This is a genomic window from Lysinibacillus telephonicus (assembly GCF_003966145.1).
In the GTDB taxonomy this organism is placed as follows: domain Bacteria; phylum Bacillota; class Bacilli; order Bacillales_A; family Planococcaceae; genus Ureibacillus; species Ureibacillus telephonicus.
Genome location: NZ_RXNR01000028.1, coordinates 23,963 through 36,966, shown reverse-complemented (window position 1 = coordinate 36,966; position 13,004 = coordinate 23,963). Strand labels below are relative to the sequence as shown.

Genomic DNA, 13,004 nt, shown 5'->3' with positions numbered 1-13,004 from the left:
TAAAACTTTTTAATCGACTAGAAACATGACTTTATCGATTGTCGCTTAAAAAAGAAGAGAAATGATAAAACTTTATGTAGTGTATGAAAACATTTGAAGGTTGGGAATGGTACAGGATGGAACATTACGATGTAATCATAGTAGGCTCAGGATTAGCGGGTTTAACTGCGGCTTTAGAGTTAACCACTAATGGAAAGAAGGTGCTTATACTTGAAAAGGAAAAAGTAATTGGAGGAAGAACATCTTCGTGGGATGAAGATGGAATGGTAGTTGAATCGGGATTTCATCGTCACATCGGGTATTATAAAGCGTTGCCACAAGTCTTAAAAAAGGTAGGGGTAAATATAGATGCTATTGTTCAATGGGAGGAGAATATTGATGTTCGTATTAAAGGGAAAAAGGATGCTATAACGTTTGGGGTATCTCCTATCTTTGGACCGTTGGACATGATTAAAGGAATTCTAGGGAATAATGATATTCTTTCATGGAAAGACAAATTGTCATTATTGAGGTTTTTTACAAGTGGTTTTTTGCAATATCTAAAGAATCCAGATGCATTAGATCAATTTAATATAAGAGACTATGCAACTAAACATAATGTTAGTGAAAATGCATTACATTATGCTGTTATTCCATTAAGCGCGGGTATTTTCTTTTTACCACCTGAAAGATACTCTGCAAAAGTATTTTTCGGTTTATTCTTTCCAGCTATACCACGTTTTTATCGAATGAGAGTTGGCGCTTACTTAGGGGGAATGACTGAGCTTTTAGCAAGACCGATTGCTCAATTTGTTGAATTCCAGAATGGTGTTATTAAAACAGGTACGAAGGTACTAAGCCTAGTATTTGAAAACGAGGCTGTAATAGGAGTGATTTTAGAAGAAGGCTCCAAAATTTATGCGAAGGATATAATATTAGCCACTCATTTAGGGGGAACGAAGGAAATATTAAAAAAACATTTTATTGATCATCCTTCATTGGAAAATCTGTTTAAGTTGCCTACTATGCCAGCTGTAACAATACAAATGGAATTTACAAAACCTGTACTTCCTTATGATCGTACGACATTTGGACCATTAACTTCACTTGCAAGTTTTGCGGAACAATCCCGCTCAACGTTTACACATGTTCAAGGAAGGCTCTCTATCATTTTAACTCCCCCAGAAGCATTTTTAAATATGGAGAGCAAGGATATTTTAAAGCATGTACAAAAGGAAGCAAGAGAGTTAGGGCTGGATTTAGAGACAAATTTGATAGACTACCGGATCGTCAGCCGCTCGGATGACTTTTATAGTTTGGAACCAAACCTTGATCATTTAAGGCCAAATCAGAAAACGGAAATTAAAGGTTTAACCTTAGCTGGAGATTATACGCGGCAGCCTTATTATGCAACGATGGAAGGTGCTGTTGTGTCAGGATTGAAGGCTGCGAACCTAATATTAAAAAAGAACTAATTATCCTAAAAGTATAGAATATGAGAGGTGTAGTACATTGCCGCATATAAAAATCAACGGGGGTAATTTGTATTATGAAACAAGGGGAGAGGGAATTCCTATTGTTTTTATTCACCCTCCGTTACTAACTGGTATAAATTTTATGTATCAATTTGAGCATTTATCGAATAAGTATAAAATCATTACATTTGATATACGCGGTCATGGGCAAAGTGGATACTCAAGCCGGGTAATCGACTATTCTCTTATTGTTGAAGATATAATTTTACTTTTAAATGAGTTAAAAATAAAGAAGGCATTTCTTTGTGGTTATTCAACAGGAGGATCAATTGTTCTAGAATTTTTGCAAATGCATTCTGAACGGGCTTTTGGAGGAATAGTGATTAGTGGAATGTCTGAAGTAAACGATTATTATTTAAAGTTAAGAATTCTAACAGCAGCCGGCCTTTCAACTAAAAAAACATTTCCCCTTTTAACATATGCTATTACGAGGGGGAACGCCAACACACAACAATGTTTTAAAAGGATGCAGCAAGCATCATCAAAAGGAGACATACGTAATATTAAACAATATTATCAATTTAGTTTAAAATATAACTGTACGAATCAGCTCCATAAAATATCGGTGCCTATATTGCTCGTATATGGAGCAAAAGATAAGGTATTTCATAAATATGCCTACATTCTTCAAGAAAAACTTCCGGAAAATGAGCTAGTGTTATTAGAAAATGAACATCATCAAATTCCAACGAAAGCACCTCAAAAATTACATGATGTAATGCAAAGGTTTATTCAATCGTACATAAGGGAAAACCCATTTATGGTTTAACGTATTGAGTAAAAAGAAGGGTTTTAAAAAATGATTAATTTTATAGGAATAACACATGATAACAACTTTGAAAATGTAACGATTGATAACGCCATATTATCTAACTATAAATGGTTTTGGGTAGATTTTAGTGAGCCAACAGATGAAGAACTAAAACACTTATCTAATACGTTTCATTTTCATCCCCTTGCAATAGAAGATTGCGTTCAAGAATTTCAGCGGCCAAAGTTAGATTACTACAATAATTATACTTTTTATGTAACGCATATTGTTCGAGAAGAGCGTAACGAAATTATTAAAGAAGAATTAGATTTTTTTGTAGGAGAAAGCTGTATTGTAACATTTCATAAGGTTCCTTCAATAGAAGTAACAAAAGTTTGGACTCGTTTTTTATCACAAGAATCTATAGAAAATTGGGATCCATACTATATCTTTTATGAAATACTGGATAAAATCGTCGATAATTATTTTCCGCTTGTCTATCGAATTGAGGACGAATTAGAAAAGATGGTTGAAAATAACCAAAGTCATTCAATGAATTTTCTAATGAACGAGTTGTTTGAAACGAGAAATATGCTCCTAAACCTTTTGCATACGATAAATCCAATGCGGGATTTACTTTATCGAATGTTAAATTCACATCATTTAAATTTAAATAGGATTAGTGAAAGAAGAGAGTATTTTTCAGATATTTATGATCATCTTCTAAAGCTTTCTGAAATGGTAATGACAAATCGAGAAGTCACTGCGGACATAAGAGATAGTTATTTATCTTTAAGTTCGCAACAAACGAATAACGTCATGAAATTGTTAACTATTATAACTTCTATTTTTGCACCTTTAACTTTTATTGCAGGAATTTATGGCATGAATTTTGAAAATATTCCTGAACTATCATGGAAGTATGGATATTTTCTATCACTCGGATTAATGGCTCTAATTGGCGTCACAATGCTTCTTTGGTTTAAAAAGAAAGGCTGGTTTAAATAGGTTTTGTAAAAACATTATTCATTTCATTTTTAAACTCAATAGAATAAGCAATACCCCGCTAAATAAGCAAACCATTTTTAAATAAGATATTTTTTCGCTTATGCCAGCGATGCCAATCCCTGTCGTAATAATTAAAACAGTAGGCCCTACTAAAGCTAGTAAAGAGTTAATAGCTAAAGCTTTTTCAAGATCATTAAATTTAAACATTAATCCTGCTGCTGTTATTTCAAGACTTCCAGATAAGATTCGCAATAAGACCATATAAATTAGTGCACTTTCCAACATTCACCCTCCATTTAGCATTACTTATATGAAAGTGTATGTTTGTCCAAGAAAGTTTAGTATAAAAAAGGAGGTGCTCCAAGACTAGGAGCACCTCCTTTTGATAATAAAATTAAAGTTTATTAATTACACCGTGTAAAGTTTCTTTCAACTCTGCATCGTAGTCAGCTAGTTCAACAAGGTTTGCTAAACGTTCACGTAAAATTGGACGTTCAATAACTAATTGCTCATCTAGTACACCAACTAATAATTCGATAATTAATCGGTCGCGGATTGTTAAAGCTTCATCAACGCGTTCTGGTGTAATTTTTGCATCTAATTTTAATGATTTACTGCCCATTGTTTTACCCCCTAGTATTTACTAAAAACCATTTTAGCATAATATTTAAGTTTAATAAATAACGGCGATAAAATGATATTAATATAGTTTTTCTCATCGTTTTTCTGAAAAAATCTATTAAATTTAAAGGGATTTAAAAGTAGTATTTAGAATATATATTTAATAGAAGGGAGAGAGAAAATAATGAGAGGAACAATTAATAACAAAAAACGAGAAATATCTGAAGAAAACGCATATCATTTTTTAAAACATGCACAAGTTGCTCATGTTGCTACAGTGGGAGAGGACGGCTATCCATACGTAATTCCTTTTGTATTTGTATATGAGGGGGGAACAAAACTTTATCTTCATATAGGAAATTTACGTGAAAGTCATTTTTGGTCAAATATTAAAAATAATCCAAGGGTGAGTATTGAAGTGTGTGAAATGGGCGATATCGTTCCTGGGAGAAAATACGCTTGTCAGTCCGCATTGGGGTACACAAGTGTAGTATTATTCGGAACGGTTAAACATAATGAGGAAATCCCGCGAAAAGAATGGTTTTATGATTGTTTATGGAGAAAGTATGGAGACCCAAATTGGACTTTCGAAAAAGATGGCTATCCAGCTTTACCTAAAACAGAATTATTTGAAGTAGAAATTGAAAAGATAACAGGTAAATATAGTGATGCTATTGGTCACTAAAATTATCGATTAACATAAAAAACCAGAGAGCAGTGCATCTCTGGTTTTTCACATTAAATCATTTTTAATAATGCCTCTTCGCCGATTGTACCTTTTATAATGCCGAGTTTTTCTGCTTCGTACGTAACAGATTCAAGCGGAGCTTTTAATAATTCATCAATTGTTCTTACCCCAACCGCTCTGCCTGCAATAATTTTACGATCTGCCAATTTACTGTTTAACAGACCAACGTCTAATGCGCCACACATAATATAGCCATTCTCATTTGATACTGTTAACAATGTTGTTTTAGGTAAACGTACAGTGACAGCGGTAAACATATGACCATGTAATTCGATTGGTTCTATTGAAACCATATTGATCGCCCCCTCCCTCTATAAAATATGGGGATGGGAAAAAAGTGTTCGTAGTATTTCTATCTAAATACGATTTAACTAAAAATAAAACCATTTTTACAATATGATTGGACCATAGTATTCTTTTATAAAGAGGGTGTAAGCATATGTATAGTGTTTTATCTGAATTAAGCCAAATTATTAGTTATCCCATCACTGTTTTTTTAAACTCTTATAATCATTCTCCAATAATAATCGCAATCTTGTTAGGTTGTATTAGTGCATTTGCTCCTTGCCAAATAACAGGAAATATTAGTGCGATATCTTTTTATGGCAACCGGACAATACAAAAGGAAACAATATGGATTGAGATAACTTCTTTCATTTTTGGGAAGGTTGTTATTTTTAGTTTAATCGGTTGGTTCGCTTGGATCTTTGGTCAATCCTTTGAATCAGAAATGACAAAATACTTTCCTATTTTCCGTAAATTAATCGGACCATTATTAATAATTACTGGATTAGTGCTTATTGGGATGTTAAAACTTAAATTTATAAACCGTCTAACAATACATATACCAGTAATTATGAAAGAAGGGAAAATTGGCTCTTTTTTATTAGGAGCTACTTTTTCGCTGGCTTTTTGCCCAACAATGTTTGTGTTGTTCTTTGTATGGCTAATGCCGACAGTTATTTCGAGTTCATATGGTTTTTTCTTGCCTGCTGTTTTTGGAGTTGCAACATCAATGCCACTGCTTATTATTTTTGCTTTAATTGAAGTATTTAATGCAAAACGTTTGATAATGAAGAAGAGCAAAATTATCGGAAACCTAATTCAAAAATTGACCGGGGCGATTCTTCTTATAATTGGCTTTTTTGATGCTATCACCTATTGGGGAATATGATTTTAAATAAAGCGCATAAAATGACCAATTTCATTCATACTAATAAAGATTTCACATAAGAAATCTAACATGATGAATAGGGGTGTGACGAGTGGACAGAAAGGGTTTTATGAATCCTGGTTCAAAGAAGACATACCAAAACTGGGAAAAGCCGAAGATTCAGAAGTCTCAAATGAATGGTCAAACGGAGATTTCACTCCACAACCAAATATTGAGATCAGAAGCGAAAGCTAGACAGTTTTAGAACATCATGTAAGATTTAAGTGAATCATGGCCCGGAATTTATTCCGGGTTTTTTTATTTTATATTCTTCCATGTTCTGCTAATCTATATGAAATATAATATAAAACTTTTTGAAACATATAATATTACAAAGTAAAGAGGGGGACTTTGCTTTGAGTAATAAAAGAATATTATGGATAATGTCCATCGCTCAATTTTTAGCAATGCAAGTATGGTTTAACTTTTCGGCTGTAATGCCAGTTATAGAGAAAGAATGGGATTTAACCTCTACACAATCCGGAGTTATTATAACTTTTTTTCATATTGGTTATGTGGCGGCGATAATTTTATATAGTATTTTGATTGATAAATATAATCCCAAATATTTTTTTGTATATGGTGCATTAGCTGCTGGAATTTCTGGTCTAATTTTTGCTATGTTTGCGCAAAGTTTTTGGTCAATTTTACTATTACGCATGATCTCTGGAATAGGAATCGCAGGAGTCTATGTACCGGGGATGAGAATGCTAACAAATCTATTTGAACCTAATGAGAGAGGCTCAGCATTAGGCGTCTATGTAGGGTCTTTAGTAGTTGGTTCGGGTTTTTCGCTGTTTATTTCAGGTCTACTCATTGATATTATCGGCTGGGAGGGCGTGATATTTGTTACTTCGAGCTTCAGTTTAGCTGCAGCTGTATTAATGTATCTTTTAAAGATTCCGTCTATAAAAAATAATACGTCGATAACATTAAAAAAAGATATTTTCAAACGAGTATTTCGCAAAGAAAACCTCCTTATAAATGGAGGCTATGCAGGGCATACTTGGGAGCTTTACTCTATGTGGGCATGGATTGGTCCATTTTTAGTTTATTACTTTTCTATACATGGTTATTCTCAATCGCAGTCTATACAATTTGGTAATTTATTAGGTGCGATTGTTATTATGATTGGTGGAGTAGCTACATATATCGGAGGTAAATTATCTGATTCATTTGGAAGAATAAAAATGGTAAATGTTTTTTTAATAATTAGTATTACATGTTCATTATGTATAGGTTGGCTCTTAGAAATTCCGTTATTAGTCATGCTTTTCCTTGTAGTTATTTATGGATTTACAATTGTAGCAGACTCACCTATTTATAATGTAGCAATTTCTGAAGTATCTGATCCTGAAGTGATTGGTCTAGCATTAGGTGTACAATCAGTATTAGGTTTTTCAACAACGATTTTTTCACCGCTTATTTTTGGGATAGTTTTGGAGTGGTTTAATTGGGGAATGGCGTTTTCAGTAATAGGAATAGTAACAATAACCGCACCAATCTGTATGTTTTGCTTGGGTCGTATTCAAAAAAACCGCAATACAAAAAGTGAAGCAACTTAGAAAAGGAAATTAATAATTAAATGAAAAATCTCAAGCCCAGAAAATTTTTCTGGGCTTTTTTATTTTATCCCCTAGATAAAAAATTATAATGATTAGTTCAGATTGAAATGGAGAATTATAAAGTTAAGTCCTTATGAGGAGTTGTATTTTTGTGAAAGATATTTTAAAGAATCCAGTATTTACTATAGCCGCAATAATTATTACGATTTTAGTTGTAATAGGAGCTTTATTTCCGAAACAGTTTGGTGATGTAGCAAATAAAATTTTTAATATGACTACTCAAAACTTTTCTTGGTTTTATTTGCTTTCAGTCTTCGCTATTGTTATATTTCTAATATTTTTAGCAGTAAGTAAATATGGCTCTATTCGCCTTGGTGGAAACGAGGCAAAACCTGAATTTTCATTTTTGACATGGATCTCAATGCTGTTCTCCGCCGGGTTGGGTGTAGGATTAGTATTTTGGGGTGTTGCTGAGCCAATGAGCCATTTTTATACTACCCCGTCTGCTGATACAGAACCTCTTACAACAGAAGCGGCAAGGTTGGCAATGGGGTATTCGTTCTTCCACTGGGGAATTAGTCAATGGTCTGTATATGCATTAATGGGACTTGTGATGTGCTATATTCAATTTAATAAAAAGAAAGACTTATTAATTTCAACATCATTGGAACCTCTTATAGGGACAAAAAAGAGTTTGAAAAATTTAATTGATATTTTAGCTGTTATTGCAACGGTAATGGGTGTTGCTACATCTGTTGGTTTAGGAGTATTGCAAACAAACGGTGGATTAAATGCGGTCTTCGATTGGCCGGTAAATTTTGCATTACAGCTTGTGATAATTGGTGTTATGTTTATTGGCTACATGTTGTCTTCTACTACAGGTATACAAAAAGGAATTAAGTATTTAAGTAACCTAAACATGGGATTAGCAATTTTGTTGCTTGGCTTTGTTTTTATAATGGGACCGACTGTATTTATTTTAGAAACATTTACGTTGGCTATTGGTGATTATATTACTCATTTTGTGGAATATAGTTTACGTTTGCAGCCGTATCAAGAAGGAGAATGGGTGAAGCATTGGACGATCTTTTACTGGGCTTGGGCAATCTCCTGGTCACCATTTGTTGGTACATTTATTGCCAGAGTTTCAAGGGGAAGAACAATCCGTGAATTTATTGTAGGTGTGCTTATTATCCCTCCGGTGATATCTTGCTTTTGGATTGCAACCTTTGGTGGAACTGCACTATGGTTTGATTTACACAAAGGAACAAATATTGCAACTTTAGTTAATGAAGATATTACAGTAGCGTTATTTGAAACGTTAAACAACTTACCCTTATCATTAATTGCTTCTATAATCGGTATAATATTAATCTTTACTTTTTTAATTACATCTGCGGACTCAGCTACATTTATAATGGCAAGCATGACATCTAAAGGCTCTATGAATCCCGCAGTTATTACAAAATTAAATTGGGGAGTATTAATGGCAGCTATTTCAGCAGTTTTATTATATGCTGGTGGATTAGATGCTCTACAGACTGCCTCATTAATTGCAGCACTGCCATTTACGGTAATATTATTGATGCTGGGAGTAACATTATGGAGAATGTTAATCAAAGAAGTGATTCCAATAAAGAAAAATGAAATTAAGCGCCTAAAAAAAATGCGCGAACATATAGAACGTGAAAATCAGCAAAAAAACACCAAAAAATAAAATGGATTCTATGCCGAGTATAAATGCTATTATTGAAGCAATACTATAAATGATTTCACTTAACAATTCGAAATGATCCATTAGGAGGGATTTGCGATGATTAACGCAGAAGACAATTCAGAGTCTGAAAATCCGCCTCAAAACTTGTTTGGAAAAGCATCTATCTCTAAATTTTCGTTATAATCGAATATTGAGATTAAGCCTAAGCCTGACAGTTTTAATCATGAGAATTAGTGAAATCAGCCCGGAAATTTTTCCGGGTTTTTTTATGACTCTGCAAGTTAATTTTTAGGAGGTGCAATTAGAGCCTTAGCATCAGCATTTAATGCATTATATATTTTAGGATTTGAAAGCAATTCCTTTTGTAGAAATGAAAATCGCTTAATTTCCGCGAATCTGAAATCACGTGCTAAAGAATTAATATGTTGAATAATTAACTGTGTTTCTCTAGAATAAAGCTCATTATTGTCATCATTAAAATCGACAACACAATTTACTAAAGTTAAAGCTTCGATACTTAATTTTGTACGGATATATGTATTTTTAAATTTATCAAAGTTTAATTCGATAATTTTACGTGCTTGAGGATAGTCGCTTTTACTTATGGCCCTTTCTAACAATAAAACATCGCGGTCTATTTTCATATATATCACCTCCCTGAAATAGAATAAAAGTAACATTTTCTAAAGGATTATACCATGAAAAAAGTTCTGTTTGTATAATCGTTATTACATAAATTTGATAAAAAACTACGAATTTACTTTAGTATATCTCTTGGTTTATTATTTTGTTTTCCATTTTTATACTTTTAAGTATGATTTTTGTGCAAATACGTCTCTAGTCTTATACCAATTTATTTCTAAAGTCGGTTACCTAACTAAAAGAAAACCCCTATTATAAAAGCAAGAATAAATAAAGGGGAAAGTTTATGGGCAGGAAAAAAGTCTACTTATTGTTAACTGACACAGGAACAATATTTACACGGATGATAAAGCTATATACAAAAAAACCATATAATCATGCTTCTATAGCTTTTGATAATAAGTTTACGGAAGTTTATAGCTTCGGCCGCAAAAAGCCTCGTAACCCGTTTATTGGTGGATTTGTTAATGAAGATGTTAGAAAGGGATTATTTAAAAATGCCAGATGTGCTATTTATAGTTTTGAAGTAACAGATGAGCAAATTTCCAGTATGAAATATTTTATTAATAAGATTGACAATGAAAAACATCTTTACAGGTATAATCTTTTAGGATTAATTACTTTTATTTTAAACAAACCTTATCAAAGAAAGCGTGCATATTTTTGTTCCGAATTTGTTGCAAGAGTTTTAAATGAAGGAAAAATCATTGAATTTCAAAAGCCTTTGTCTCTTGTTTCTCCACATGACTTACAGAGTATTAAAACGATTGAATTAGAGTTTGAAGGTCAATTAGCGGATTTACTTGAAAGTGATGCTCCGACAATGTATCCAATTGTTTCCTAAAATTTTATAGAGGCATATACACCCTTAAATTTATTATTTTAAGGGTGTTTTATTATGCATGTATTTAATGAAAAATAGCATAAAGTAAAAATCATTTAGAAAGAATAAAAAAAGAATAATAAAAGAGGTGACAGATTTGGAAAATCAGATGCCGCGTGAAGAAGGAATTGATCATAGTTTAGGACTATTAAAGGAAGGATACAATTTTATATTAAATAGGCGACAAAGCTTACAATCCGATATTTTTGAAACAAGAATTTTAGGTAAAAAAGCAATCTGTATGATTGGAGAAGAGGCAGCTCAAATCTTCTATGATCCAAAAAAATTTCAAAGGAATGGTGCTGCACCCAACCGTATTGTGCAAACGTTATTCGGAAAAAATAGTGTTCAAACATTAGATGATGAAGAACATAGACAACGAAAAGATATGCTTATGTCAATAATGACAAAGGATGAGATAAATAGACTATTGGATATTACAAAGCTTCAATGGGAGCAATCACTTGATAAGTGGAGTCAAATGGATCAGGTTGTTCTTTATGAAGAAATGAAGGAATTATTATGTAAAGCGGCTTTTAAATGGGTTGGCTCGCCATTGCATGAAGATGATGTGAAAAGAATGACAAGAGATTTAGGAGCGATGTTTGAAACTCCGGCAGCAATTGGACCTGCTCATTGGTTAGGTAGAGGTTTTCGAAATCAAGCGGAGAAGACAATACAGGAACTAATTCAAGCTGCCCGGGAGAAAAAAGTACAATTTCCTCAAAATACACCCTTGCATCAGTTTTCATTTTATCAAGATAAAGATGGACATTTATTAGATATCGAAACAACATCGGTGGAAATACTAAATTTGTTAAGGCCAATTGTTGCAATTGCAATTTATATAAACTTTACAGTGCTGGCATTGTATCAGTATCCGGAACAAAAGGAAAAATTAAAAACGTATAACGATTATCAAAAAATGTTTGTACAAGAAGTAAGAAGGTTTTATCCATTCTTCCCGTTTGTTGCGGCACGGGTGAAGCAGGACTTCACATGGAATGGATATCAATTTACCGAAGGAACATTAACTCTTTTAGACCTTTACGGGACTAATCATGACCCGAAACTGTGGGAACATCCGAATATGTTTTATCCAGAACGTTTTGCACAATGGCAAGGAAGTCCTTTTAGTTTCATACCACAGGGTGGTGGAGACTACTATTTAGGACATCGCTGTGCTGGTGAACAGATTACAATTGATATAATGAAAATAAGCATTGATTACCTAGTAAATAAAATGGATTATGATGTACCAGAGCAAGATTTAAGCTTCAGCATGGAAGATATACCAAGCATCCCCCAGAGTAAAATCATATTAAAAAATGTGAAGCGAAAGAAAGAAAATATCCAATAATAGAAAAAACAAGGGGCCGTCCAGTTTACTGAGCGGCCCTCTGCTTTTTTAGTTACGTATATGATAAAAGGTCAATCAGAACAGTTTACGGGATATTTTGTATTTACTGGTTTATCGCGCTTGCATATAAAATTATTACTACACTACGTTATGTTTAAAATTCCCTTCAAGAAGGAATTTCAGCTTTCCTCTCGAACATAGAGTAGTAGAGGCTATAAAACTTAAGGAAAGTGAGAGAAGTCAAAAATGATTAATGAACGATACCCAATAGGACAATATGAGGCTCCTGAAAGCATTACACAAGAAATTCGAGATAATTGGATTGAAGATATCTCCACATTTCCAACGAGATTAAAAGAAATAGTAGAGTCGATAAATGAGGAAGATCAACATCTGACATATCGTGAAGGTGCATGGTCTATCCGACAGCTCGTTCATCACATTGCTGATGCCCAAATAAATGTTTATACTCGAATTAAATTAGCTTTAACAGAAGAGAATCCAACAATTAAACCGTTTGAAGAAAATGGCTGGGCAGCGTTAGCAGATTTAAATATAGAACTTGCTTCATCTTTAAGTATTATTCAAGGTTTACACGCTCGTTTAAGCTATTTATTAGCAAACTTAAGTGAAGAACAATTAAAAAAGACATTTATTCACCCTGATACTGGCATTCAAACAGTTGAGAAGACAATGGGATTTTGTGTGTGGCATGTAAATCATCATTTAGCACATATAAAAAATGCATTAGAAAAAAGAAATCATTAACTTTAGGATTTTGATTTAAGTTAAATTAAATCTTGTGATATAATGAAAAAACTATGAACAGAAGGGAAGATGGGTGGCCAATGCGCAAATAATCTTATTTTTGATGTAATCTAAAAAGATTTCAGAAACAAAAATAGGATTAGTCTGCCCATTTTCTATAAGTATAAGAAAGCTATTTTTAACGGTAATAGCTTATTTGTATTGCTTAAAAGCG

Annotated in this window: 15 protein-coding genes; 11 read left to right on the top strand and 4 right to left on the bottom strand. The window is 33.0% G+C overall.

Features of this window, described 5'->3' with window-relative positions; translation table 11 throughout:
* Nucleotides 1-83: 83 nt before the first annotated feature.
* The 3 genes from EKG35_RS11245 to corA are packed head-to-tail and all read left to right on the top strand — an operon-like array spanning nt 84 to nt 3,273.
* The gene (locus EKG35_RS11245) at nt 84-1,454 is read left to right on the top strand and encodes a hydroxysqualene dehydroxylase (protein WP_246020323.1); all 1,371 of its coding nucleotides are present in this window, start codon (nt 84-86) and stop codon (nt 1,452-1,454) included.
* A 37-nt stretch (nt 1,455-1,491) separates the two neighbouring features.
* A complete protein-coding gene (locus EKG35_RS11240) occupies nt 1,492-2,283 on the top strand; it encodes an alpha/beta fold hydrolase (RefSeq protein WP_126294547.1) in 792 nt (263 codons plus the stop codon).
* A gap of 30 nt (nt 2,284-2,313) precedes the next feature.
* The gene (gene corA / locus EKG35_RS11235) at nt 2,314-3,273 is read left to right on the top strand and encodes a magnesium/cobalt transporter CorA (protein ID WP_126294546.1); all 960 of its coding nucleotides are present in this window, start codon (nt 2,314-2,316) and stop codon (nt 3,271-3,273) included.
* Between the two features lie 18 nt (nt 3,274-3,291).
* Here corA and EKG35_RS11230 read toward each other — a convergent pair whose 3' ends face one another.
* Both EKG35_RS11230 and EKG35_RS11225 read right to left on the bottom strand, forming a co-directional pair.
* Complete coding sequence (locus EKG35_RS11230; RefSeq protein WP_126294545.1) at nt 3,292-3,558, bottom strand: YqhV family protein; 267 nt, start codon at nt 3,556-3,558, stop codon at nt 3,292-3,294.
* A 109-nt stretch (nt 3,559-3,667) separates the two neighbouring features.
* Nucleotides 3,668-3,895 (bottom strand): phosphate-starvation-inducible protein PsiE, encoded by a 228-nt coding sequence (locus EKG35_RS11225; protein WP_126294544.1) that lies wholly within the window; start codon nt 3,893-3,895, stop codon nt 3,668-3,670.
* Between the two features lie 183 nt (nt 3,896-4,078).
* Between EKG35_RS11225 and EKG35_RS11220 the strand changes: the two genes are divergently transcribed.
* On the top strand, nt 4,079-4,579 hold the full coding sequence (locus EKG35_RS11220; protein WP_126294543.1) for a pyridoxamine 5'-phosphate oxidase family protein: 501 nt from the start codon (nt 4,079-4,081) through the stop codon (nt 4,577-4,579).
* A 53-nt stretch (nt 4,580-4,632) separates the two neighbouring features.
* On the opposite strand, the gene EKG35_RS11215 is transcribed toward EKG35_RS11220, so the two are convergent.
* The gene (locus EKG35_RS11215) at nt 4,633-4,935 is read right to left on the bottom strand and encodes a YunC family protein (RefSeq protein WP_126294542.1); all 303 of its coding nucleotides are present in this window, start codon (nt 4,933-4,935) and stop codon (nt 4,633-4,635) included.
* Between the two features lie 146 nt (nt 4,936-5,081).
* On the opposite strand from EKG35_RS11215, the gene EKG35_RS11210 reads away from it, so the two are divergent.
* From EKG35_RS11210 to EKG35_RS11195, 4 genes are all read left to right on the top strand, one after another.
* Nucleotides 5,082-5,816 carry an urease accessory protein UreH domain-containing protein gene (locus EKG35_RS11210; protein WP_126294541.1) on the top strand — a complete coding sequence of 245 codons (735 nt, stop codon included), beginning with the start codon at nt 5,082-5,084 and terminating at the stop codon, nt 5,814-5,816.
* Between the two features lie 109 nt (nt 5,817-5,925).
* Entirely contained in the window at nt 5,926-6,060 is a 135-nt protein-coding gene (locus EKG35_RS11205; RefSeq protein WP_185807730.1) for a YpzG family protein, read from the top strand.
* Between the two features lie 151 nt (nt 6,061-6,211).
* Entirely contained in the window at nt 6,212-7,420 is a 1,209-nt protein-coding gene (locus tag EKG35_RS11200) for an MFS transporter (protein WP_126294539.1), read from the top strand.
* Between the two features lie 133 nt (nt 7,421-7,553).
* A complete protein-coding gene (locus EKG35_RS11195) occupies nt 7,554-9,137 on the top strand; it encodes a BCCT family transporter (RefSeq protein ID WP_126294538.1) in 1,584 nt (527 codons plus the stop codon).
* Between the two features lie 281 nt (nt 9,138-9,418).
* Here EKG35_RS11195 and EKG35_RS11190 read toward each other — a convergent pair whose 3' ends face one another.
* Nucleotides 9,419-9,781, bottom strand: a complete 363-nt coding sequence (locus EKG35_RS11190) for a hypothetical protein (protein ID WP_126294537.1) — start codon at nt 9,779-9,781, stop codon at nt 9,419-9,421.
* A gap of 284 nt (nt 9,782-10,065) precedes the next feature.
* On the opposite strand from EKG35_RS11190, the gene EKG35_RS11185 reads away from it, so the two are divergent.
* The 3 genes from EKG35_RS11185 to EKG35_RS11175 all read left to right on the top strand — a co-directional run bounded on the left by EKG35_RS11185 (nt 10,066) and on the right by EKG35_RS11175 (nt 12,790).
* On the top strand, nt 10,066-10,623 hold the full coding sequence (locus tag EKG35_RS11185) for a hypothetical protein (RefSeq protein ID WP_126294536.1): 558 nt from the start codon (nt 10,066-10,068) through the stop codon (nt 10,621-10,623).
* 136 nt (nt 10,624-10,759) lie between these two features.
* Nucleotides 10,760-12,022: a CYP152 family fatty-acid peroxygenase CypC gene (cypC, locus tag EKG35_RS11180; RefSeq protein WP_126294535.1), complete on the top strand. Its 1,263-nt coding sequence runs from the start codon at nt 10,760-10,762 to the stop codon at nt 12,020-12,022.
* Nucleotides 12,023-12,268: 246 nt separating this feature from the next.
* Entirely contained in the window at nt 12,269-12,790 is a 522-nt protein-coding gene (locus tag EKG35_RS11175; RefSeq protein WP_126294534.1) for a YfiT family bacillithiol transferase, read from the top strand.
* Nucleotides 12,791-13,004: the final 214 nt, after the last annotated feature.